Annotated in this window: 22 protein-coding genes; 12 read left to right on the plus strand and 10 right to left on the minus strand. The window is 33.6% G+C overall.

Annotation, left to right across the window (positions count from 1 at the left end):
* Nucleotides 1-317 precede the first annotated feature (317 nt).
* Together dcuC and pepT are read right to left on the minus strand one after the other, a co-directional pair.
* On the minus strand, nucleotides 318-1,685 hold the full coding sequence (dcuC, locus tag SB028_RS03865) for a C4-dicarboxylate transporter DcuC (RefSeq protein ID WP_069368545.1): 1,368 nt from the start codon (nucleotides 1,683-1,685) through the stop codon (nucleotides 318-320).
* Entirely contained in the window at nucleotides 1,682-2,935 is a 1,254-nt protein-coding gene (pepT, locus tag SB028_RS03870) for a peptidase T (RefSeq protein ID WP_069368544.1), read from the minus strand. The genes dcuC and pepT overlap by 4 nt, the downstream gene beginning before the upstream one ends.
* A 462-nt stretch (nucleotides 2,936-3,397) precedes the next feature.
* Here pepT and SB028_RS03875 point away from each other — a divergent pair, with 462 nt between their 5' ends.
* Nucleotides 3,398-4,015, plus strand: coding sequence for a hypothetical protein (locus SB028_RS03875; protein WP_318859859.1), 618 nt, complete (start codon nucleotides 3,398-3,400; stop codon nucleotides 4,013-4,015).
* Nucleotides 4,016-4,128: 113 nt separating this feature from the next.
* Complete coding sequence (locus SB028_RS03880) at nucleotides 4,129-5,130, plus strand: hypothetical protein (protein WP_069368543.1); 1,002 nt, start codon at nucleotides 4,129-4,131, stop codon at nucleotides 5,128-5,130.
* A gap of 62 nt (nucleotides 5,131-5,192) precedes the next feature.
* Here SB028_RS03880 and SB028_RS03885 read toward each other — a convergent pair whose 3' ends face one another.
* Complete coding sequence (locus SB028_RS03885) at nucleotides 5,193-6,533, minus strand: MATE family efflux transporter (RefSeq protein WP_069368542.1); 1,341 nt, start codon at nucleotides 6,531-6,533, stop codon at nucleotides 5,193-5,195.
* Nucleotides 6,534-6,733: 200 nt separating this feature from the next.
* On the opposite strand from SB028_RS03885, the gene SB028_RS03890 reads away from it, so the two are divergent.
* Nucleotides 6,734-7,633 (plus strand): diaminopimelate dehydrogenase, encoded by a 900-nt coding sequence (locus tag SB028_RS03890; protein ID WP_069368541.1) that lies wholly within the window; start codon nucleotides 6,734-6,736, stop codon nucleotides 7,631-7,633.
* An 86-nt stretch (nucleotides 7,634-7,719) separates the two neighbouring features.
* On the opposite strand, the gene SB028_RS03895 is transcribed toward SB028_RS03890, so the two are convergent.
* Entirely contained in the window at nucleotides 7,720-8,547 is an 828-nt protein-coding gene (locus tag SB028_RS03895; protein ID WP_069368540.1) for a phosphoenolpyruvate hydrolase family protein, read from the minus strand.
* A gap of 16 nt (nucleotides 8,548-8,563) precedes the next feature.
* Nucleotides 8,564-9,775 carry a Tm-1-like ATP-binding domain-containing protein gene (locus SB028_RS03900; protein ID WP_069368539.1) on the minus strand — a complete coding sequence of 404 codons (1,212 nt, stop codon included), beginning with the start codon at nucleotides 9,773-9,775 and terminating at the stop codon, nucleotides 8,564-8,566.
* Between the two features lie 230 nt (nucleotides 9,776-10,005).
* Between SB028_RS03900 and SB028_RS03905 the strand changes: the two genes are divergently transcribed.
* The 4 genes from SB028_RS03905 (at nucleotide 10,006) to SB028_RS03920 (ending at nucleotide 16,485) form a co-directional block, all read left to right on the plus strand.
* Nucleotides 10,006-10,638: a TetR/AcrR family transcriptional regulator gene (locus SB028_RS03905; protein WP_069368538.1), complete on the plus strand. Its 633-nt coding sequence runs from the start codon at nucleotides 10,006-10,008 to the stop codon at nucleotides 10,636-10,638.
* 64 nt (nucleotides 10,639-10,702) lie between these two features.
* On the plus strand, nucleotides 10,703-11,335 hold the full coding sequence (locus SB028_RS03910; protein ID WP_006535016.1) for a transcriptional regulator: 633 nt from the start codon (nucleotides 10,703-10,705) through the stop codon (nucleotides 11,333-11,335).
* A 223-nt stretch (nucleotides 11,336-11,558) separates the two neighbouring features.
* Nucleotides 11,559-13,454 (plus strand): hypothetical protein, encoded by a 1,896-nt coding sequence (locus SB028_RS03915; RefSeq protein ID WP_318859861.1) that lies wholly within the window; start codon nucleotides 11,559-11,561, stop codon nucleotides 13,452-13,454.
* Nucleotides 13,455-13,515: 61 nt separating this feature from the next.
* The gene (locus tag SB028_RS03920) at nucleotides 13,516-16,485 is read left to right on the plus strand and encodes a hypothetical protein (protein ID WP_318859863.1); all 2,970 of its coding nucleotides are present in this window, start codon (nucleotides 13,516-13,518) and stop codon (nucleotides 16,483-16,485) included.
* Nucleotides 16,486-16,493: 8 nt separating this feature from the next.
* On the opposite strand, the gene SB028_RS03925 is transcribed toward SB028_RS03920, so the two are convergent.
* Complete coding sequence (locus SB028_RS03925) at nucleotides 16,494-16,904, minus strand: GNAT family N-acetyltransferase (RefSeq protein WP_069368535.1); 411 nt, start codon at nucleotides 16,902-16,904, stop codon at nucleotides 16,494-16,496.
* 113 nt (nucleotides 16,905-17,017) lie between these two features.
* On the opposite strand from SB028_RS03925, the gene SB028_RS03930 reads away from it, so the two are divergent.
* Nucleotides 17,018-18,070 carry an AbrB family transcriptional regulator gene (locus SB028_RS03930; protein ID WP_069368534.1) on the plus strand — a complete coding sequence of 351 codons (1,053 nt, stop codon included), beginning with the start codon at nucleotides 17,018-17,020 and terminating at the stop codon, nucleotides 18,068-18,070.
* 121 nt (nucleotides 18,071-18,191) lie between these two features.
* On the opposite strand, the gene SB028_RS03935 is transcribed toward SB028_RS03930, so the two are convergent.
* Nucleotides 18,192-18,542 (minus strand): YacC family pilotin-like protein, encoded by a 351-nt coding sequence (locus tag SB028_RS03935; protein WP_069368533.1) that lies wholly within the window; start codon nucleotides 18,540-18,542, stop codon nucleotides 18,192-18,194.
* 213 nt (nucleotides 18,543-18,755) lie between these two features.
* Here SB028_RS03935 and cueO point away from each other — a divergent pair, with 213 nt between their 5' ends.
* Entirely contained in the window at nucleotides 18,756-20,336 is a 1,581-nt protein-coding gene (gene cueO / locus SB028_RS03940) for a multicopper oxidase CueO (RefSeq protein WP_069368532.1), read from the plus strand.
* Nucleotides 20,337-20,495: 159 nt separating this feature from the next.
* A complete protein-coding gene (gene hpt / locus SB028_RS03945; RefSeq protein WP_036932823.1) occupies nucleotides 20,496-21,038 on the plus strand; it encodes a hypoxanthine phosphoribosyltransferase in 543 nt (180 codons plus the stop codon).
* Between the two features lie 53 nt (nucleotides 21,039-21,091).
* On the opposite strand, the gene SB028_RS03950 is transcribed toward hpt, so the two are convergent.
* The 3 genes from SB028_RS03950 to can form a co-directional block, all read right to left on the minus strand.
* Nucleotides 21,092-21,508 (minus strand): helix-turn-helix domain-containing protein, encoded by a 417-nt coding sequence (locus SB028_RS03950; protein WP_069368531.1) that lies wholly within the window; start codon nucleotides 21,506-21,508, stop codon nucleotides 21,092-21,094.
* Nucleotides 21,505-21,816, minus strand: a complete 312-nt coding sequence (locus tag SB028_RS03955; RefSeq protein ID WP_069368530.1) for a type II toxin-antitoxin system HigB family toxin — start codon at nucleotides 21,814-21,816, stop codon at nucleotides 21,505-21,507. Before SB028_RS03955 ends, SB028_RS03950 begins: the two co-directional genes overlap by 4 nt.
* Nucleotides 21,817-21,962: 146 nt before the next feature.
* On the minus strand, nucleotides 21,963-22,616 hold the full coding sequence (gene can, locus SB028_RS03960; protein ID WP_023580816.1) for a carbonate dehydratase: 654 nt from the start codon (nucleotides 22,614-22,616) through the stop codon (nucleotides 21,963-21,965).
* Nucleotides 22,617-23,400: 784 nt separating this feature from the next.
* On the opposite strand from can, the gene SB028_RS03965 reads away from it, so the two are divergent.
* Both SB028_RS03965 and SB028_RS03970 read left to right on the plus strand, forming a co-directional pair.
* Nucleotides 23,401-24,339 carry an ABC transporter ATP-binding protein gene (locus SB028_RS03965; RefSeq protein WP_069368529.1) on the plus strand — a complete coding sequence of 313 codons (939 nt, stop codon included), beginning with the start codon at nucleotides 23,401-23,403 and terminating at the stop codon, nucleotides 24,337-24,339.
* Nucleotides 24,336-25,106, plus strand: coding sequence for an ABC transporter permease (locus SB028_RS03970; RefSeq protein ID WP_069368528.1), 771 nt, complete (start codon nucleotides 24,336-24,338; stop codon nucleotides 25,104-25,106). The genes SB028_RS03965 and SB028_RS03970 overlap by 4 nt, the downstream gene beginning before the upstream one ends.
* The last annotated feature ends 80 nt before the right edge of the window (nucleotides 25,107-25,186 follow it).

Raw genomic sequence — 25,186 nt, forward strand, 5'->3', positions numbered from 1 at the left:
CTTAATGTGGGCTAACTCAGAGTTGTTAAAATAAAAATAATGAGTGGGTAATTCAATATCATATATTTATTTTAACAAAACAGATAATAGGCTCATTTTTTTTTAGTGTATAAGAATAATGCTTTATTATTTTGTTAATATTTTCATCATGATAGATTTAATGTTTTATTTAGAAAAAAGAGATTAAATCTATATTTATAAAAATAGATAACTGGTTTTTATTTATAAGAATAACCATAAAATATCTCTGCCTATTTTTAATATGTTTATTATTTGAAAATAACCTGAAGCAACAATTATTGCTTCAGGTATATTTATTAATAATAGAAGATAGCAATAATAGCACTATGGAATACAAAACCTACCATAAGCGGTATTGCCGTCCTTTTTACAACATCAAACGGTTGTAATTTTGCACCACTAGATACGGCAATGATAACACCAGCCACTGGAGACATACCTCGTCCCATATGTGACGCTTGTTGCATTGGTAAAATCATCGCAATTGGGTTTACCCCCATGCTATGAGCAATTTGTGGAATAAGTTCAACGAATGCAAGGAAAGGAGCATTACCTGAACCCATAATAATCGCTGCCGCTAATGTCACGATAGCGAAGACCAATGCCATTGCAAATGGCGGTAGACCAACAGATTCCGCCATAACAATCAGGCTATCTATTGCACCACTGACTTTAATACCATGAGCAAAAACACCCGCAGCGACTAATAATCCAACAACATGACTAAATGCAGAGCCCATACCTTTTAAAAAATGCTGGAAGCCGGCACATACTGATTTAAAATCACGCAAGCGTAATGTTTCAATCAGCATACAAATCGCCATTGAAATCAATACAATGGTGACTACATCAAGGTGAATGCCTTCAACAAATAGACTTGATGAACTTACCGCCATAATGATAGGTAACATTGGTAGTAAGGCATAAAAGCCCGGTACATTTTTATCACTCTTTGCTTCTTCAGACATTTTGCCTAATTGAGGTACAAATCCAGCTTTGCGATCACAATGGCGCTGCCAGAAGATATGAGTAATACCAACCGCTAAGACGGTTGCAATCGCCGCAGGCCCTTGGTAATAAAGCACATATTCAACAACACCTAAGTCAACCGCTTTTGCACCACGTATGGCATCAATTGCTGTTGGAGTGTAAGCAACACCTAATGAAGTCGCAATCACCCCAGCAGCAGATGCTGGAGATAAGCCAAGTCCTATCATAATCGGGAACATCGTACCCATTAATAGAACAGCCAGCCCCGTTGCTGAAGGAATAGCAAGTTGCAAAACACTCGCGAGTAAAAAAGAGAAAAATAGCAGCACATAAGGTGAGCGCATATTCTTCAATGGACGAGTTGCAACACGCACAACGGCCTCATTGGCGCCAATATGATCCATATAATGTGCAAATCCCATTAGTGCCATGATCATTAAACCAAGATCAGCTGCACGGCTACTAAAGAGATCACGCATCACTTCGAAAGGATCTAACCAACCAATACCGGTTGTTTTGACATTTTTAGGAAGAATATCTCCCCAGCCAAACATCATGGTTAGCACCATTAAGGCTAAACCCGCAACTAACAAAACAGGCTCAGCTTTATATCCTTTCAAGATCATTCTAGCGACAATAACAACGACAATTAAGACCGCAAGAATTTGGATCATGCTTTAGCTCCAGGGGCAAAGCGCTCTGCCGTGATCTTAACGACAGACTTTAAGACATCGCTAGCAGCGTAAAGTGATTTAACCGGCAGATATTCATAAATAGAGTGGAAATTATGAGCTCCTGTAAAAATATTAGGGCAAGGCAGACCATTTTGAGAGAGTGCTGCACCATCATAACCACCACGCATTGGGATTGGACGAGGTGTAATGCCATTCGCTTCATAAGCAGCCACTGCAATATCGATAGGATAGCGATTATCACCTTGTAGGCTATTAAACACGTTGGCATAACGGTCTGCGAGTTTACAAGTGACAGAACCTTCACCCCATAAACCTTCACAATAATCTGAAAGTTGTTTTAAAAATGCCATACGGTGCGCATAACCTTTTTCGGTGAAATCACGCACATCCATTTTTAATACAGTACGAGCACTATTACCTGCTAATTGTTTGACCCAATAATAGCCTTCACGGCCTTCAGTATATTCAGGGGCTTCACCGCCCGGTAACATCGCAACAAATTTGTGCGCCATTAATAATGAATTTTTTAATTTACCTTTTGCTGACATTGGGTGGGCTGATGCGCCTGTAAAGGTGATTTCAACATCACCCGCATTCCAGTTTTCATATACTAATTCACCAATACCACAACAATCTAAGGTATAGGCAAAATCAGCACCGAATTCTTTAGTATCAAAGACTTTTGCACCACGTAAACCTTGCTCTTCATCGGGTACAAAACCAATTTTAACGGTACCATGTTTAATTTCAGGATGTTGTTTAAAGTACTGCAACATATCCATAATAGAGGCGATCGCGGCTTTGTCGTCAGCGCCTAATAAGCTAGTACCATCAGTAACGATGATATCGTCGCCAATATAGTTTTCTAATTCAGGGAATTCACTTTGACGTAAAAAGATCTCAAGCTCTTTATTTAAGCAAAGATCGCCGCCTTTATAAGGTAGGATTTGCGCTTTAGTATCATTAGTTTGTTCAGCACTGGTATCTAAGTGACCAAAGAAAGCAACGGTTGGAACTTCATAGTCAAGGTTAGAAGGGAGTGTCGCGGTAACAATGGCAGTATCACGAATTTTAATATCCTCGACACCTAACGCTTTTAACTCTTCAACTAATTGTAGTGCAAGCACTCGCTGACCTTCTGAAGAAGGCATAATACCCGCAGCGCCATTTTCCCTATTTGTGGTGGTGTTAACTTTAGTATAAGAAATAAACCGTTCAACGAGATTCATAACAAGACTCCATTGTGTTTTTAATTGTATATTCTCTTTATTTAATCTAAGTCGTCTTCTTGATAAGAAAAATCCAACACTTACTTGTATCATAAAAAAAACAATAGGGAATTATGGAAAAATATTTTTTTTTATAAAAATATTTTAATGTTGATTATTATTTAATTTTTGGTTTTTTCTTTATTAAAAAAAATCGTGATTTTTGTATGTGAGGTTATTTTATTTAACTTATAGTACTGTTTTTTTGTGATCTTAATCATAAAAAAAACATACTCAATATTAAATACATTAAATATATAAAAATAATCATTATTTATTTTAATGTATTATTTTATTTAATAATTATATTTTATTAACTTTTTTATGAAAAAATTAGCTAATAATGATTAAAAAAACATAACTTATTGATAGAAGCTGACGATGATATACAGTTTAATTCTCCTAACACAATTAGGGGGATATATGTATATAACTAATATAGTTAGAAATACATTTTTAACGATAAAAAATATTGAAAATAAAGAAAGCGGAATTAAAAATATTATAAATGGGATGATATTAAGTTGTTATAATACAATTGTTATTTTTATAAAACCCAATTCTAATATAGAAAATAATTTTTTAGGGCTAAAAAAAAGAATCTCTAATATTAAAAATGAAGATAATCGTAGTGAAAGTAATACTATAAAAATAGATAATAGGGAAATAGAAAATAAAGAGAATATTAATGAGGTTTTCGACAAAAATTTAGCCAGAGAACAAAAAAAAGCAAAAAGTGATAAAATAAAAGAAATAGTAATTAATGATATTATCTCCTCTTTGGAAGAAATACCTACATTAGAGAAAGAAAAAATTACAGAGCTTAAGAATAAGTTATATTTTGATTCGAAATTGCTCTTATTTTCTGGTGATGCGGCGTCTTTAACGAAAATTAAAAAAGATTTTGTAAAATCAATAGTGGATACGCTATTAGATTCAGATGATAAGATAAAATCTAATATTGGAAATATTGATAGTTACAAATATTTTTTACAAAATAGTATTAATCATACTGTCGATATTGTTCTTTACAAAAATTAGGTTTATATATTTGTTTCGGTAAAAAATATTTATTATAAATGGTGGGTAAATGATAGAAGGATATCAAGTAATCCATAAAATAGCATTAATGTTAAATTATTTGGATAATAATGATGCTTTTAGGAAATATAAAGCCAATATCACAAGAAACACCTTCAGTTTTATCAAATTATATACCAGATAATGAACTCTATATTAATCGATACTTGGTATTATCAATAAAAAACTCATCAAATAAATTAATTAATATTAAAGAATCTACGGAAAAATACATACATGAGATAGAAAAATCTACATATATAAATATAAGTGATAAAGATACTTGCCAGGAAGAACAAATTTATAATCCAGGGGCAAAGACAGAAACAGAGACAGAGACAGAGGCAAAGACAGAAACAGAGACAGGGACAGAGACAGAGGCAAAGACAGAAACAGAAACAGAGACAGGGACAGAAACAAAGACAGAAACAGAAACAGAAACAGAGGCAAAGACAGAGGCAAAGACAGAGGCAAAGACAGAGACAGAAACAAAGACAGAGACAGAATCAGATTACGTTGATATGGATGAACTTAGTATTTTTTCTGAAAAATATAAAATGATAACAAAGGATGTTATGGATAATGAATTAATAATAGATGAATTAATTACTGATGAAGAAATAATGATTTATAATAGTCATAAAAAATTGGAAGGAATATATCGAAATGACTTTGATCGATATTTTTCTTTAATTCATTTAATCAATGAAAGTGATGATTTTATATCATTAGAAGTAAAGTCTCTGCTTGAAAAAGAAATTGCTATTTTAGGGTCTTTTAGCTGTGAACTTTTAAGTGTAAAAAATAAAATAATGGAAAGTTTATCAGAATTAGTTAATAACTCTAAATTTAAAGATAAGTTATTTCAGGAAACAAAAGAGATATCATTAAAAGAGTTGATTTCTAAAAAAGATAAAAAGAACTATTATTTGACTAATATTTTTTCTAGACTATTAAATGGTTACCATAAAGATATAAATTATTCAAAAATTGAAAATATAAAAAGAATTAACGATATTTCAAATGCGATAATTAGTTTGGTTTTAGCTAAACATGATAAGGAAGATATTATTTAAATGTTTCAAGTAGAGCTCTTTTGTTAAAGCCTGATAATGATTTTATCAGGCTCTTTTTAATATTAAATATCCAACCGTTTAGCTTGCCATTTACGAGAGCGCCAACGCCATGCGTTAGTTAATCCACGTAGCCACTCATCACAAAGGAAACCAATCCAAATACCAATTAAGCCCATTTCCATTTTTATACCCAGGAAATAGCCCACAGGAATAGCCACACCCCACATAAAACAAATTGCGGTCATAAGAGGAAATTTAGCATCGCCAGCAGCACGTAGGGCATTCACCATCACAATATTAAAAGTACGTCCTGGCTCTAAAAAGACCGACAAAATAAATAGAGGAATTAATTGATCAATAATACGTTGATCTTCTGTAATGGAATACAAAATAGGATCACGCATAAACCAATAAACAATAACCACTCCGATGGTAAATATTACTCCCGTTTTTAAGCTTTTCCAGCCTCTAGCAAAAGCGTCATCAAAGCGTTTGGCACCAACTAAGTGACCCACTAATATTTCATTACCAATACTAATTGCAATACCAAAAAGCATTAAAAATAATGACAGTTGAAAATAGAGAGTCTGTGCAGCAAGAGGAACTTCACCCATTAAGCCAATAAAGGCAGATGCAGTCATATAATGTAAAATCCAAACCAAGTTTTCACCCGCAGCAGGTAAACCGATATGTAGGATTTTCCCTAACATATTTTTAGACCACACGACGAGCTGTTTGGCTTCGAATTTTATACGCAAACCGTAGAACAGCAATCCACACAGTAAAATAACTGCAATAATACGACCAACGACGGTAGACCAAGCAACGCCGACTAATCCATATTGTGGTAACCCAAAAAAGCCATAAAGCACAATCATATTACCAATAACCGTAACAATATTGGCAATCAATGTGACATACATCGCCGCTTTAGACTTACCATAGACCCTCAGACAAGCTGCAAGAATAATTGAAATTGCCTCAGGAATAAGGCAAATACCAATAATATGTAGGTAATTGTAGCCATCTTGCACTAAATGCTCAGGCGTATTCATAATATGTAGAATCTTGTAGCCAAAGAAAAGAATGATCAACGCGCTACTCATACCTAGCAAAGAGTTAAAAGCGATAGAAATATGAATCGCTTGGCTGGCTTTTTCTTTTTTACCTGCACCTAAGTATTGGGCAATAACAACGCTACATCCCACACTAATAAAGCTAAAGATGGTAATGAAAAGATCAAAAACTTGGTTACCGACGCCCATGGCTGCTAAGTAGGCAGTGGAAACGTGGCTTACCATGTAAGTATTAATTAATAGTGTGGCTAGATGTAGGAATATATCTATAAATATTGGCCAACTAAGGGAAAAAAGCGAGCGATCCGCTACATCAGACTGATGCATTGAAAACCTTCTTAAAAACAGAGTGAAATCGATATTATTAATATAACGCGTAGGAAGATGAGAGATTCTACAAGGTTTATTTATAAGGTAATAGCGCAAATCATGTTTATCTGGCAAAAAAGATATTTATATGGTTTATTCATTGATAACTCATCACTATTATCATTAAGAGATGATTAACATTAAAGTCAGGGGAATTAATGAATACTAAAATAAAAGTAGCCATTGTAGGTTATGGCAATATTGGTCGATTTGCATTAGAAGCGGTTCAAGCAGCTCAAGATTTTGAATTAGTGGGGGTTGTTCGTCGTGATATCAATAATGTTCCAGAAGAACTGCAAAATCTTACCGTGACTAACGATATTAAAACATTAGGTAATGTTGATGTTGCGCTTTTATGTTCACCGACTCGTGCAATTAAAGAATTAGCTAAATCTATTTTAAGCTTAGGCATTAATACAGTAGATAGTTTTGATGTCCACAGTGAAATTGTGTCATTAAAAACAGAATTAGATGAAGTTGCAAAAAAACATGACCGTGTCGCCGTTATCTCAGCGGGTTGGGATCCGGGTTCTGATTCTATTATTCGTACGTTAATGTTAGCCATGGCGCCAAAAGGGATCACTTATACTAACTTTGGACCAGGTATGAGCATGGGACATAGCGTAGCGGCAAAAGCGATTGAAGGTGTAAAAGAGGCACTTTCAATGACAATCCCATTGGGGACTGGTGTCCATCGTCGAATGGTTTACGTAGAATTAGAAGCGGGAGCCAATTTTAATCAAGTAGAGCAAGCCATTAAAGCAGATAGCTATTTCTCTTCTGATGAAACGCATATTAAACAAGTTGATTGTGTTGATAGCTTAAAGGATGTGGGACATGGCGTTCATATGACTCATAAAGGGGTATCTGGTAAAACACATAATCAATTATTTGAATATTCAATGCGTATTAATAACCCAGCATTGACGTCTCAATTTATGGTGTCTGCCGCAAGAGCGAGTATGAAACAACGTGCAGGTGCTTATACCGTTATTGAAATTCCACCTGTTGATTTCTTAGCGGGGGATTTAAATACATTAATTGCAAAATTGGTTTAATTTTAATTAGTACTCTTTACATAAAATATTGCCCACATAATGTGGGCAATATGGATTAACGCTTAGGCAAACTTGATGATTTTGAATTAGCGTTTAATACTTTTAAATTCTTGGGTTGTTGCGGTTAATGCCACTTCTGTTGGTAAGCGTTCCATTGAACTTGCACCATAGAAGCCGTGACAATCAGGGCAATTATCTAAGATATATTGTGCATCTTCTGGCGTTGCAATTGGACCACCATGACAAAGCACAATCACATCAGAACGTACAGCTTTTGCTGCTTTTGCCCAGTCATTAATTAAAGGAACACAGTCCGCTAATGTTAATGCTGTTTCAGCACCAATATTACCGCCAGTTGTTAATCCCATATGAGGTACAATAATATCTGCGCCAGCCTCAGCCATTGCGATTGCATCTTCACGGCTAAAGACATAAGGTGTGGTTAATAAACCTTTCTCATGAGCTTTGCGGATCATCTCTACTTCAAGATCATAGCCCATACCTGTTTCTTCTAAATTAGCGCGGAAATTACCATCAATCAGACCTACTGTTGGGAAATTCTGCACACCAGCAAAGCCTGTTGCTTTCACTTCATCTAAGAATTTATCAAAGTTACAGAAAGGATCTGTACCATTAACACCAGCAAGTACGGGTGTATGTTTAACAACAGGTAAGACCTCTTTTGCCATATCCATAACGATTTCATTAGCGTTACCATAAGCTAATAAACCCGCTAAAGAGCCACGGCCAGCCATACGATAACGACCCGAGTTATAAATAACGATAAGATCAATACCACCGGCTTCTTCACATTTAGCTGAAAGCCCTGTACCTGCACCACCGCCAATAATAGGCTCATGGCGTTCAATCATTTCATTGAATTTTTTTAGTAACGTTTCACGTGAATGAGTCATTCTTCTTTCTCCGTGGTTAACAAATAAGTTCCTGGTGTAAATCATAAATTTGCTGAGTAAATTCAGCAGAGTTTATGTGATAAGGACTGATGACTAATTGACGAGTCTCTGTCTCTTTAAATGTTGTTATAAATGCATTAAAAAAAGCTTGGTTCGCTTGAGGATCCCAGAAAGGGGCGCCTTCAATATCTAGGGCTGAAAAACCACCCTGTGGTAATACAAACCGCAATGGACCTTCACACTGATTGAGTTTTTCAGCGATCCAGATACCTAATTGGCGGTTTTCCTCTGGTGTTGTACGCATCAAGGTGACTTGTGCATTGTGATGATAAAATTGACGCCCTTTATATTTCTCAGGAACACTCGATGGGCGACCAAAGTTCACCATATCTAATGCACCACAAGAACCTATATAAGGAATTTTGGTGCGGGCGATTGCACCAAAACGGTCTTCATCACAAGCAAGTACACCGTCAAATAAGTAATCACACACTTCTGTTGTTGTAAGATCGAGTACGCTATGAAGTAAGTGATTGTCTGCGAGTTTTTCCATGGCTTTACCGCCACTTCCTGTTGCATGAAAAACAAGGCAGTCATAATTATTTTCAAGTTTTTTTGTCAGTTGCTGTACACAAGGCGTGGTTACACCAAACATCGTTAAGGCGACAGCCGGTTTATCAATAACTTGTTCTTCTTGATAAAAATAAACAGCGCCCGCTATTTGGTTCGCCGCATTTCTTAGCACTTTACGAGAAATACGATTTAAGCCTGATACATCTGTAACGGAGTACATCATTGAGATATCACTTGCACCGATATAGCCTGAAATATCACCGGATGCCATTGTAGATACCATCAATTTAGGTACACCAATTGGCAACGATTGCATTGCTGGTGTAATCAGTGCCGTTCCCCCAGAGCCACCTAGCCCAAGAATGGCTAAGATATCATCTTGGTGGGTTAAATAATGTTTAAACGCAACTGACATTGCTTCAATTGCTTTACCTCTATCGCCACAGAAAACCGCTTCTTGACCATCTGGGTGAAAACGCGCAATTTCTGCTGCGGTGACATCCGCTTCTCGTGCGAGTGCCGTGGGTTTGGTTGTCAAATCGACGGTTTTAACAGGAAGGCCTGCTTTTTTTATTAAATCACTGACATAAAAAATCTCAGCACTTTTAGTATCAAGCGTTGTGGCAACATATATTGAACCAGCATACTGTTTCATAAGCCTTCCCTTACCTTCTATGATTATTGACGGGTAGATTATAATCATATTGAGACTTGAGTTTCATTTATCATAACACCGTTTTGAGACTCTTGTCTCATTATTTTTATTTTTATATTCTAAAGGTCGATAAGGTGACATTAATCACTTAAAGTAAACATTAATTATTATGAGTATTTGACTTAACGTAAATTAGACACATAAAGTGTAGAAATAACGAAGGATTTTCTATGAGTTACAGTGACGAAACGGATGCAATGTCCGGTACACGAAAAAGAACCCATCAGCTGTTGGTGACAACCGCGTTGGGACTTTTTGAGCAAGGAATGTTACCGACAGTGTCGGAATTAGCAGCACATGCAGGTGTTTCAAGAGCAACCGCATATCGTTATTTTCCCACACAAAGTGATTTAATTAGCGCGACTGTTGATGCAAGTTTAGCTCCGATCATTGCATGGACCCCCACTCCTGAAGATAATACGCAACAACGCATAACTGAATTGCTCAATCTTGCCTATCCACAAATGTTTAAACATGAAGGTGCATTACGTGGTGCATTACAAGTTTCATTACAGCAATGGGCAAAAGAGAGACAATCAAGTGAATATGCAGAAAAACGATTTATTCGCGGCCACCGTAAAGAGATTTTACTCAAAGTTATTGAACCCTTAAAAGCGCATTATCCTCAAGAAATGTGGGATAAGGTGATCAAATCATTTTCTTTGATTTACGGATCCGAAGTCTTTTTGGTAATGAAAGATATCTGGAAAATGGATGATCAGCAGGTCATTGACATGACTCAGTGGATGGCAAAAGCTATATTAAATCAGGCTAAATCTGATTATCCTGCAGATAACGATTAATTATTTGAATAAATCAGTTAAAATTGTATAAATCATTTACGTTTTAGCTATTGCAAGGATCGTTATGTCACATAAAACAGAAGACCAAGAGTGGCTGGTAGAACAACTACAATTTATTGCACAAGGCATTGGTAAAACATTATCGCCTTTTTGTGAAGTTGTACTTCATGATCTAACCGATAGTGAAAATACCATTATGGTCATTGAAAATAATCTATCAGGTAGAAAAGTTGGAGATAGAGCGACTGAGCTTGGAATGGCTCGCATTGAATCGTCAGATTTCCCTCAAATAGTGGCTAATTATCCTAACCAGTTTCCTGATGGCAGAACGGCAAAAAGTACGTCTATTGGTATTAAAGATAAACAAGGCAATTATGTTGCTGCATTATGTTTAAATATTGATATTTCGATGATCAAAGGATTACAAATGGTACTTAACCAATTTGCAACCCTTGAAGAAGGTAATGACATTATTGAAACCTTTAGTTCAGTGACTGAAGATTCGCTGAAAAAACGTATTGATGAGTTTTCTGCGACTTATTCTGTCACACCAAGAGCATTAAAACCGCATCAACGACGTGAATTGTTACTCTGTTTACAGGATGAAGGTTATCTTTCACTGCGTAAAGCGATGGAGATCACTGCACAATACCTGGGTGTTTCAAGGGCTACTGTATATAACGATTTAAAAGAATGATTAAAATGTACATTATTTTTTAAACTCCAGCGGAATATAAGCCATTAAATAAAAAAAAGATATCACTTATTGATATCTTTTTTTGTTTTCTATTTTAATTTTTAATTACATATGGTTATTTTATTGAAGGTCGTTAATTAATTACTATTGTGCGATTTTTATAAACTTAAAAAAATAAAGGGAATAGACTATCTATAATGATTTTTCAATAAGGTGCTAAAAAATGAGTATTCATGAAATAGGAAGAAAAATTGATAATGGATTACAGGGGATAAATAGTAAACTTAATAAAAAATGGAATAATTTAGAAGGAGTTAAATCTATTTCAAATACAAGCTTGCCAATGATTAATAAAACTAAGGATCATACTACCTCTATATTACCTATGAGTGAATTTATACAAAACTGTCAAAATATTTTAGATCAGAGTCGAAATAGTATTTTAATTCATCAATATAATGGAGTTGTTACAGAATCAAATAATGCCAGTAATCAAGAGACTAGTGAACATAGAATATCTAATAAAGATCCTTTGGATAATTCTGCACTATTGGATAAAGAATCAAATAATGCCAGTAATCAAGAGACTAGTGAACATAGAATATCTAATAAAGATCCTTTGGATAATTCTGCACTATTGGATAAAGAATCAAATAATGCCAGTAATCAAGAGACTAGTGAACATAGAATATCTAATAAAGATCCTTTGGATAATTCTGCACTATTGGATAAAGAATCAAATAATGCCAGTAATCAAGAGACTAGTGAACATAGAATATCTAATAAAGATCCTTTGGATAATTCTGCACTATTGGATAAAGAAACAAATAATTCAGTTAGTAGCATTGAAGGTCAAGGTGGAAAAGCTGATATTGTTAACAATGTTCAGATAAAAAAACTTCCTGATTGGATTTTTAACACAGGAATAGACGGATTAAATACAGAGCAAAAACTTATCTTTAAAAAAGAGAAGACAAGAAATTTTAAAAATTTAGTAAAGCCATTTATATCACCAATTAAATTTATGAATAGATCACTATTGCCTATAAAAATAAATTTAAAAAAAACAACTGTAAATAAAGCATTAGATGAATTTAAGTTTAATGATGAATTAAGTAATAATGATACTTTTATGAATTTCTCAGATAGATTAAAAAAACTCAATGAAACATTTATTGATAATATTGGTAATGTAAGGCATAAAAAAGAACTTAGTCATGAAAAAATAGATGTTGTGATTAAATATGAAACGCTAGAAAGAGCTTTAGAATGCAAACTTGTTAACGATATTAAAATATTAAGTGATGAATTTAAAACAGAGCTAGCAAAAAATAAATTTCAAGAAAATTATTCTGATTTACCCAATAAAATATCGAGTAAGTTAAATTCTATTTTTAACTCAAATTCTATTTCTAACTCAAATATTGATGAGCTTTTTTCTTCTTATATAATTGATGATTTGATTGTTTTTTTAAAACCAGAGATTGATAGCCAGAATGGTAAAATTGATGTTCGTAATGTTATTAATGATGCTATTAATTCTGTTTTGAGTAAAAAAGATAAAATAATTACAGAATTTATAAATGAACCTGGAGGTATAAAAAAAGGATTTTCTCTTAATTTAACTAAAGAGATATTTAAAAATATTTCAAAAGAGACCGCTTTTATTGGTGAAAAAGATGCTATTGATAAAATCGATAATTTAATTAAAACAGTAAAAGATAATATTGCAATAAAAATAGGTGAACCAACAGATAACATAATAAATTCTCTTGAAAAATATTTTTATGAAAACATAAAATCAAGTGATAATGGAGACAATTTACTTATTCGATTGTTTAAAAATTCAAGTAATAATATTCAGTATAAATGGGCGCAAGATGCTGTTTTGCTATTAATTAATTATGAAACATTTGAAAATAAAGATGATCAAACAAGTTCGACTAATTATACAAGCCATGGCGTAGTTGAATATGGTGGAGATGGTTCTGAAAAGAAACAAAAAACAACGATAGAAGATACATTAAGTGGTATTTATAGTCGTTTAGGATTAAGTAATGAGAATTTAGACGAATCGAAAGATGAAGTTCTTAGAAAATATTTTGCTAATTATTTTTAGTATATGTTATTAAATTTTATTATTTAATATAAAATTACATTAATCTATAATAGGATGAGATATGACTATTAAAATAAATTTATTTGAACCGAGAGTGCTATTTTCCAATAAAACACATTATTTTCCACATACGGAAAATTTCACTTTTGCAAAAAATATACGTGGAATAAAAAACACCCCCGTTGCACCTTCTTTTGCTAAGAGATTTATTCATGGAGTAATTTCTTTATTCCATAGGTTGGAAATTTATTTTCTTATAAGAGATATAAAAAATAATAAATTTTCAAATGTTTTTGATATAAATAAAAGTAATGTTATCGTTAATAGAGTAGATAGTAAAATAATTAGTTTAAAAAAAGAGATTGAAGTTATAGAAAAAGAAAGTAAAAATTTACATGATTCTATTTGTTTAAATCTTGGTTCTGAACAAACTTATTTTAAAGATGATTTCGCCCAGGATGAAATAAATAAAAAAAAGATTGAAATAAAAGAAATACTAGATGAAACAAGAAATAAAAATATATATTCTATAAGAGATATAATTTGTCATGCAAATGATAAGTTTGACTTTTATAGTTTCTGTGATTATTTAACTGAAGTAAAAAGAGCTAAAGATTTTTTCTCAGCACAAGATGATATAGGAAAAGAAGGCTCTGATAGTAAATTAATTGTAGAGTTTTTAAATGAAGTTATTAAAAATAGAATAAATTCACTAGATGATAAAAGTATAAAAAATATTCTTAAATTGATTTTTTTAAAATTTAAATTTGAAAATATTCATTTAAATGAAAAATATGATTTTATGAGTAACTTTTCAAGCATTAAAAAAAGAGATGAATTTATAAGCTGTATTAATTTTCTAGTTATTGCTGAAGTTGAAAGTAATATATTACTTAAATTTGATAAAGAGCTTCATAATGAAATAAAAAACTATTTATCAACAATAATGAACTTAGTGCTAGAAAATAAAAAAAGTGAAAACCTTTCTTTTGAAAGTGTGTCGATAGATTGGGCGAATAAATATATTAGTAACTTTAAAATAGATTTCAATACAGAGTGGGATAATGAAGATGTAGAACCATATAAAAGGGATAATCTAATGGAAAATCAATTGGTAGAGACGAATATAGATAGTTCAATCATCAAAATTGATCAATATGTCACTAATGATGAATCAAAAATACTTTTTGATGAAAACGCGCTTTTTGTTGACGAAAATATTGAAGATCAGAATATTAATACTGGTTTTGGTGATATAGAAGATAGTAAGGATAGAGATAATGTTACACCTCTTTTATCTAATGAATCGATTGAAACCTCTGATACTTTACTATCATCATTAAAAAACAATATCTATGAGTTTTTTGATTATTCAAATGAAAGGGAGCTACAAGAAAAAAACATAATACATTTATATGAGGGGCGGGACTCTGATTTTGAATCTTATATCGAAAATATAAAAAATAGGTTTAACGACATTTTGGGGGAATTAAGAAGAATAGATGTTGAAGAAGAGCGTATTTTAAAAGAACTAACATTAAGTAGTGAATTTTACCATAATATTGATTTATACAAAAATGAAATAAATAAAATTATTAAAGAAATTAATGAAATATCAGATGATGAAAATAAAAATAATTTTAAAAGTATAAAAGATACTTTAAATGATGATTTGGAAATTTTTAATAATAGTTTAAAGGATATACAAGTTTTTAATATTGAAGATAAGAAAAGTATCATTAATGGCTTGATAAAAGACCTTGATAAAATAATAGTAAGTTTTAAAAATGATGCTTTAGATAATGAACTTAATAAGTTGAGTGATATTTTTAAACAAAACTCAAAAAGTTCTAATATTGCGGCTAAGACTTTATTAGTTAATTATGAGAGTACACTATTAACAGGAAGTGAAGATATCGATATTACATCTCAGTTACATGAAAGTAACGAGGATGAATTAAATGTGGATGAATTAAATGCGGATGAATTGTTTTCATCTTTAGAAAATAGTGTAAATGAGATAAGTAGTGATATTTCTGATATTCTTGATAAGTTTAAAAGTTTATCGCATAATATTGGAAGTGGAATTGAAACTAATTCAGTGTTAAGTAAGATTCGAGCTCTAAAAAAGAAATATATTAATGAAAAAAATATAGTTATTGATTCTAAAATTAACAATCCATCTAAAAATAAATTGGATGAAGAATACATTAAAAACACTAAAAAAGTAAAAGAATTACTGAGAGAAATAGATTTAATGAAAAGAAAATCAGTGGAATCAAAAGCGCGATACAGTAAAGAAAACCAACAATCAGATGAAATTTATATTAGCAACTCAGATATAATTGAAAAAAAATCAAAAAGTGAAGAGATAATAAAAAGTAATAAGAAAAGTATCGATTCTAATATCAGTGAAAATGTTGAAAATGTTGAAAATGTTGAAAATGTTGAAAATGTTGAAAATGTTGAAAATGTTGAAAATGTTGAAAATATTGAAAATATTGAAAATATTGAAAATATTGAAAATATTGAAGAAAATACCGTAAATAAACCAATTAAAGGTAATAATGATTTAATAGAAAAAAATATAGTTGCTAACTGGAGGGGAGATGATGATAAATATGAAGGTGAATTAAGAACAGTACATTCTATTAGTATTGACAATGCGGATAAAATTGAAATAAAAGATAACGGTATTATCTTGATAAAAGACCCCGATAAAAAAAATAAAAATATTGAAAATGTTAAAATTAATATAAATGAAAATAGAGTTACCTATTTAAGAGTGGATTATGATAATAAGAAATTAGCTAAAAGTTTTAAATATGTTATTAATGATGAAATAATAAAGGAAATAAAAGATGTAATATCTAATTTGAAAATAAACGGAGTAAATAATAATGGAATTAAGACGAAAAATGAGGGATCAGATCCTAAAATAAATAAATTAAAAGAAAAAATTAAAAGCGATATAGAAAATATCATTAATGAAATCAATAGATTGTCAAAAAAAGTAGATATTAAGGAATAAAACCAGCGTTAAAGTTTTTTTCTCAAGTAATACTTCTTATCACTCAAAGGATAATTTTCTAGCATGCCAAATATTTCAAATCCCTGCTTTTGATAAAAAGGTAGGGCTTGAAAGCTAAAGGTATCTACTTCTGCATATTTGGCACCTTTTTCTTTTGCTGCGAGTTCCATTGTTTGCAGCAATTCTGTCCCTATATTTTGTCCACGATGGGCTTTATCTACCCACAAATAGCGAATGCGTAGCCAATTTCCTAAAATATCTCCTGTGATCCCACCTATTTTTTTACCGCTCTCTTCCTTAAAAACGGCAAGTGGTGTGTATTGTTCCATCTGAATATAGTGAAGATTGTGGGTTAGCAATCCTTCATAAATTTCATTGATCTCGCTAGGCGTTGGGTTTGTGGTGATCTTTAACGACATATTCGGCTCTTAATATTAAGAAAAATAATAATTATATTATCACTATTTGGTTATTAAATATTTATACAGATGATAGGATGGAAACAATAATTAAAAAAGCCGGATAACACAACATGTCGTTTTTTAAAACTCTGCCAGGTATTCTATTTTGTGCATTAATAGGTGGTATTCTTACCCTTTCAGGTTTGCCCATGGCGCTGATGTTTGGGCCAATTTTTGTTGTCATTATTGCTTATCGCTTCAAGTGGGAGCTTGCGGTTCCTAAACATACATTGACGTTTATTCAGCTCACTTTAGGCACTTCAGTTGGATTAATGTTTAACCAAGTTCATTTAGGTAGTGCTGATAACTTAATCATTCTATTACTCACTCTTGTTGTGTGTTTAGCCATTCAATTTTTTGTGAGCTATTTTTGGTTTCATCGCCATATTGGGTGGACGAAAGAAGAGTCAATGCTTGGGGCTGTACCTGGAGCGATGGCGGCTATTTTAGCATTAACGGATCACACCAAAACACCGCCTCAAAAAATCGTGATTTCTCATACTATTCGTTTAATGGTGCTGATTATTATGGCGGGTTTTATTGTGGGTGCTGATAAAGCTAATATGCCAGAATTTTCTATACCCGAAATGACCTTTATTTCATTGTTGTGGTTATTATTGATTGTTGCTTTAGGGTTAGGCTCAGGGCTTTTATTGCAGAAAATTCGATTTCCTGCGCCCTTTATGCTGACGTCATTAGGTAGTGCGATATTAGTTCAATCGTTTGTTAGCGAATCTATTGCTTTTCCGATGTTACTGAATGAATTGAGCATGGTGTTAATTGGTATGAACATTGGCGCTCACTTTGTGGTTTTCCCTTTTTCATCATTAATTAAAAATGCCTTTTCTTCTGTCCAAGTGGTTATTATTAATGTCATTTTAACAGTGATTGTCGCATATGGTGCAGCTTATTTAACGGGGGTTCCTTGGGAGACATTAGTATTGGCATGGGCGCCAGGAAGTATGGAAGCGATGACATTTGCAGCGATAACAATGAATGTTGATGCGGCTTTTGTTATGTCAAATCATATTTTTAGGATGCTGATTATTCAAAGTATTCCATCCGTTGCTTTGTATTGGAACGAATATAGACAGAAGAAAAATAATCAGGACAAAGAAGAATAAAATAGAAAAGGAATAATGTTGTTTTTGATAACCTCTATTTAGCCACTTTATATTGAAATATAAATATGCGAATTAAGAGGTTATTTTGTTCCATTAATCCAGTTGTGACTGAATAAAAGCATTAATAGTTTAATAGACTGAGTGATTTATTAGCTAACAGTTGGCATTTCTTATTGTGTGATACTTCAATACCTTTTAAATCATTGTAACTATCTTCATTCAATTGGCTCATCGGTAATATCGAGTAATTACTCACATCCCATTGCTGTGAGCGAGAAAAAATCATTAAGGCTCTTTCGATTTTAGATTTTGATATCTGCTCATAACCACAATCTTTATTTAAAAAAAGGTAGATGGCGGTTAAATCTGCCAAGTCTTCTGCTTGTGTGTAAGTTAACGCTTTTGTACTCGAAGAAAAGAGCAGGGTAAAAGAAAGCGTGAGTGTGCAGAACAAGGCGAACATTTTTTTCATTAGGTGTGCTCTTCCTTTGTGTGATGATTTAGTCAGTTTTGTTATTTGACTTAATGTAGTTAAAAGTTTTGCAAAGACCCTTTGTTTTGTTGGGTTTTAAATTGACCTTCCAGTAAGGGGAAACTTTACCATTGGTAATAGTTTACAAAACTTCTTTCTCCATTTTATTTCAATAAATACAAAATAATTTGTTTTTATTCAGAGGAATATATTATGCAACGTCGCGAATTTTTAAAATTAGGCGCCACATTAAGTGCTGTCACATTATTACCAAGCTGGAGTCGTTTTGCGTTTGCCCAAAGTAACATGCCTTCACTGGCTATTCCACCTCAAATTACCCCTGATGCCCAACAAAAGATTGTTCTGAATATTCAACAAGGTGTTTCTCAATTTATTCCCACCGCAAAGACAACTACGTGGGGTTATAACGGTAGTTTATTAGGTCCCGCATTGAAACTTAAGCGTGGTCAACCCGTCACCATTAATATCAATAACCAATTACCAGAAACAACAACGGTTCATTGGCATGGGCTTGAAATCAGTGGCGAAGAAGATGGTGGCCCACAAGCAATGATTGAGTCAGGAAAATCTCGTACGGTTACTTTTACACCTAATCAAGCTGAATCAACGTGCTGGTTCCATCCTCATACTCATGGTGTAACTGGACAACAAGTCGCGATGGGATTAGGTGGATTAGTGATCATTGAAGATGATGAAACCTCAAACCGTAAATTGCCTAATCGCTGGGGCGTGGATGATTTACCTATTATTTTGCAAGACAAACGTTTAGACAGTGATGGACAAATTGATTATCAACTCGATGTAATGAGTGCTGCAATTGGTTGGTTTGGCGATATGATGTTAACCAATGGTGCCATTCAACCACAGCATATTGTGCCCAAAGGTTGGGTAAGATTACGTTTCTTAAATGGCTGTAACGCGCGTAGCCTAAACCTTGCAACCAGTGATGGCAGACCCATGTATGTGATTGCCAGCGATGGTGGATTACTCGCAGAACCCGTCAAAGTGACAGAGCTACCGATTTTAATGGGGGAACGCTTTGAGGTTTTAGTGGATACCTCTGATGGGCGTGATTTTGATATTGTCACTTTACCCGTTCGTCAAATGGGGATGGTTTTAGCGCCATTTGATAATGTATTGCCTGTATTGCGCTTATTACCCTCAGCAGAAAAAGGACAGGGTCTTTTACCTGAGCAATTGGCGCTTATTCCTGCATTACCCACATTAAGCAATCTTTCAACGCGCACATTACACCTGCGCATGGATATGCGTTTAGATATGCAAGGGATGATGTTATTAACCGAGCGTTATGGTGATAAAGCTTTAGCGGGTATTCATCATGGAATGAGTCATATGCGCCAAGGTAACGGTAGTGGCATGATGGGCGGCGGAATGAATTGTGGTCATGGTAGTGGGGATCTTGATATTTATAATGCAAATAGTATCAATGGTATTCCATTCTCAATGACTGAACCTGCATTTGATGTAAAACAAGGCGTTTATGAGCGTTGGGTTGTTTCTGGTCGGGGTGACATGATGTTACATCCATTCCATGTTCATGGTACACAATTTCGCATTTTATCTGAAAATGGTAGAGCACCAGAGAAGCACCGCCAAGGTTGGAAAGATATTGTGAAAGTTGAAGGGCAATTTAGCGAAATTCTAGTGAAATTCGACCATTTAGCAACAAAAGCACATCCGTTTATGGCGCACTGTCATTTATTAGAACATGAAGATACTGGAATGATGGCGGGTTTTACTGTGAGTAAATAATCAATCACTGTAAAAGTTATTAATATCAGTAAGATAAATTAATAAAAGGCATGAAATTGATATTTCGTGCCTTTATTTTCATTAAATCAGATCATCGCATGATGAAGGAAGTTCTGGTACAATCGTTTGCTTTCCCCGTTAACCCAATCGAAATTAATCATGAAACATATTGTTGATGTCATGATCTCTGAAGAAGAGATCAAACAGCGTATTGCTGAGCTAGGTCGTGAAATCACAGAACATTACCGCCCACGTCAAGGTCAACATGATCTTGTCTTAATCGGCTTGTTAAAAGGTTCTTTTATTTTTATGGCTGATTTGTGCCGTGAAATTGATGTGAACCATGAAGTCGATTTTATGACTGTATCAAGTTACGGTAATGGTATGACGTCAACGCGAGACGTTAAAATCATTAAAGATCTCGATGAAGACATTCGTGGTAAAGATGTTCTGATTGTTGAAGATATTATCGACTCAGGTAACACCTTAAATCGTGTTAAAGAGATTTTAAGCTTACGTGAGCCAGCTTCTATTTCTATCTGTACATTACTGGATAAACCCTCTCGTCGTGAAGTTGATGTTCCTGTTGAGTGGATTGGTTATTCCATTGAAGATAAATTTGTTATTGGTTACGGCATCGATTACGCACAGCGCTATCGTCACTTGCCTTATATTGGGCATGTCACCTTATTAGATGAGTAATTTATTTTAAATAGAAGTAAGAAAACCCGCTTTAGGCGGGTTTTTTATCGGTATTACTTAATAAAAATAGACACAGGTAGATTGAATCGAACCGACAGTTTTTTAATATGTTCTAATGTGAGATTACGTTCACCATTGAGAATGCGACTTACATAAGAGCGTGAACCCAATTCTTCTTTAAAATCAGTAGTATTTAGTTGGTATTGATCCATCAATGTACGCAAAACTGCAATCGCATCATCACATTGATTGAGTCTTGCATTGAAGACCCTAAATTCAGGCGCGCTATTTTCATATTCGTCAATTTTATGACAAAGCATATCAATTAAAGGATTATCTGGGTCGTGTTCTACTAAATATTCAACCAACTTGACACCTTCTTCATAGTCTTTACGAGATTGGCTACGACCAAGAATAGGAACTATATTGACTAGGCTATTAGCAGCCTTAATTGCATCAACAATCATCATTCTTTTGTTCTCCGATAGTAATCAATAAGTTTATCGTATTCAGCATGAGTAGAAATATGTTTTACAAATATTTTGTTGCGTTCAAAATCTGCAAAAAATAGGATCCTTAATGTATTTCCACCAATATTGATAACCCACCATTTTTCTCTATATTTCATTCTATCTAAACTTGGGAAGACTTTTTTTAATGCATCAGGTGTTTGATAAGTACTCTGTTTTAACGTTCTATAAGTATCAGTAATTGATTGAGCACAATTGGGGAAACGTGCAGATGCTAAATCAAAAGGCTCTCGTGATATTACGTGCATTCCCTGTCCCTCGTTTCCTATTTGTCAATAGATTAGCACCTTTTTTCATTGTTGCCAAATAGGAAACTTTATTTTTTATAACGTATAAAAAAGCCCTAATATTTTTTAAATATTAGGGCCTAAAATGATTGCTTATAATGAATGTATTAGCGTGGATGACTCAATTTTGCCATCGCTTGACGATAAGATAGTTCAAGTTTTTCACGGCTATCTGACGTGATATCGAGGTCGTGTAACTCACCGTTATTTAAACCGTAAACCCAACCGTGGATCATCACTTTTTGTCCACGTTTCCATGCTGCTTGCATAATCGTTGAATGACCAAGGTTGTATACTTGTTCGATAACATTTAGCTCACAAAGTAGGTTTAATCTATCTTGCGGTGCCAGTTCACCTAACATTGAACTGTGTTTGTACCAGATATCGCGGATATGCAGTAACCAGTTATTGATAAGACCTAATTCGGTGCCTTCAATAGCTGCTTCAATACCACCACAACCATAATGACCACAGACAATAATGTGTTCAACTTGTAATACATCAACTGCATACTGGATCACTGAAAGACAGTTTAAGTCAGTGTGGATGACCAAGTTTGCCACATTACGGTGAACAAATAAGTCACCTGGTGCTGCGTTGATTAATTTTTCTGCTGGAACGCGGCTATCGGAGCAACCAATCCATAAGAAGTGAGGTTTTTGACCTTTACAGAGATCTTTAAAAAACTGAGGATTTTCTTCAGTAACAGATTCTGACCATTGCTTGTTATTGGCTAACAGCTCTTCAATTTTTCTCATCATGACGTGACTGCCTGTAATTCGGTTTCCCACCATTTGCGCTGACAGTACGCCAACACGAAATAGCGCTTGTGTTATTGTTAGATGCAAGAGATCCATTAAGAAAGGGTATTTTTATACCATTACTTTTGAATAAATCAGAAGGTTTTTTAAAGCCAAGTGATCGATAATTGCTTGTCATTTTTTGCTTTCAAATAAGATAGATCTTTTTATAGCATTTGTTTAATGAATTTATCAATACATTCCTTGATGTAAATCAAATGTATAAAAAGATAACTGTTTGTTAAACCAGCTGTTGTATTATTTAAAAATAGACGCTTATAAATATTATATAAATAAAACTAATGATTATAATTGTTGGTTTTATTTTTATACTGAAAGTAAAGATGACAAAAAATAAAGAGCATCATTGATTGAGATAGTAGATCGCGAGATAATTTTCATCAGTAAACTTGAGAAACAAAGGCAATAATTTTATTGGTATCAATTAGGCTAAATGATTACACTAAGGGATAAATTGATAAAAATATCAGAAAAACAGTAAGAAATAACAGAACATTGAGCCTTAAATGCTAATTTACGCTCTCTTCATCTCTTATTCTTTATTATTGCAATAGTTAAAAAATATTTATTTATTCGTTTGTGTCATAAGCGCTAAAACGGTTTATTTGCTATTGAATATTCTCTAGAATAACTTATTCCATTTTATTCTTTGAACTAAGCTTATTTTCTGATTTCAGCTCAGTTAATGCTGAATAATGCTGTTGATAAAAGGTAATTCCCACTTATGACGTATGCATTGGAGTTAACGGAGTTAACGAAAACTTATCACAATGGTGTAAAAGCACTAAAAGGAATTAATCTCACCGTTGAGGCTGGCGATTTTTATGCTTTATTAGGACCTAATGGCGCAGGCAAATCGACCACAATTGGTATTATTAGCTCTTTGGTTAATAAGAGTAGCGGTAAAGTTAAAGTGTTTGGTTATGACACCGATACCGATATGGTTAATGCAAAACGTCAATTAGGATTAGTACCACAAGAATTCAATTTCAACCCTTTTGAAACCGTTTTACAAATTGTTCTCAATCAAGCGGGTTATTATGGTGTCCCACGTAAATTAGCGTTAGAACGTGCTGAAACTTATTTGACCCAGCTTGATTTATGGGAAAAACGTGACGACAGAGCGCGTTTTTTATCTGGGGGGATGAAGCGCCGTTTAATGATTGCGCGTGCATTAATGCACCAACCTAAATTACTTATTCTTGATGAACCTACCGCGGGTGTTGATATTGAATTACGTCGCTCTATGTGGACGTTTTTAAAACAATTAAATGCTGAAGGCACGACGATTATTCTCACCACACACTATTTAGAAGAAGCCGAAATGCTGTGTCGGAATATTGGTATTATTCAACGTGGTGAGTTGGTTGAAAATACCAGTATGAAGGGGCTATTAAGTAAATTAGAGTCTGAAACCTTTATTTTAGATTTAGCGTCAAAAAGCCCACTACCTGAGTTACAAAATTATCAATATCGTTTGGTTGATACATCAACATTAGAAGTTGATGTTAAAAGAGAGCAAGGACTAAACAGTGTATTTGCTCAACTAAATGCGCAAGGTATTCAAGTCTTAAGTATGCGTAATAAAGCTAACCGTCTTGAGGAGTTATTTGTGCACTTAGTTAATGAAGATCATACAGAAGTAGAAGGAGAGAGGGAATGATTCAGTTGTATTGGGTAGCCCTCAAGACGATTTGGATTAAAGAAGTGACCCGTTTTGGGCGTATTTGGGTACAAACTTTAATTCCTCCCGTTATTACGATGTCGCTCTATTTTGTTATTTTCGGTAATTTAATTGGTAAGCGTATTGGGGATATGGGAGGCGTTGATTATATGCAGTTTATTGTCCCCGGTCTGATTATGATGGCGGTGATCACAAACTCATATGCTAATGTCTCATCTTCATTTTTTGGTGCTAAATTCCAACGTAGTATTGAAGAATTATTAGTATCGCCAGTACCGACCCATGTTGTTATCGCGGGTTTTGTCGGTGGGGGTGTAGCGCGTGGTATTTGTGTTGGAATATTGGTCACACTGGTTTCGCTATTTTTTGTACCACTAGAGATACACTCTTGGACAATGGTGGTGGTGACATTATTGATGACCTCAATTGTGTTTTCTCTCGCTGGATTATTAAATGCGATTTTTGCGAAAACCTTTGATGATATCAGCATCATCCCGACGTTTGTTCTAACGCCATTAACCTATTTAGGGGGCGTGTTCTATTCACTGTCACTCTTACCTGAATTTTGGCAAGGCGTGTCTAAGTTAAACCCTATTGTGTATATGATCAGCGGTTTCCGTTACGGTTTTCTGGGTATTACGGATGTCTCTTTAACAGTGACGATTAGTGTTCTGTGTCTTTTCATTGCGGTGTTTTATGTTATTGCATGGTATTTAATTGAGAAAGGTCGCGGTTTAAGAAGCTAATCAAAAAAACAAAAGAGAAAGAGATAAAAGTTGAAATCGGTATCTTAATTAGAGATACCGATTTTTTTTAACTGTTTTTT

Source organism: Proteus vulgaris, from assembly GCF_033708015.1.
Taxonomy (GTDB): domain Bacteria; phylum Pseudomonadota; class Gammaproteobacteria; order Enterobacterales; family Enterobacteriaceae; genus Proteus.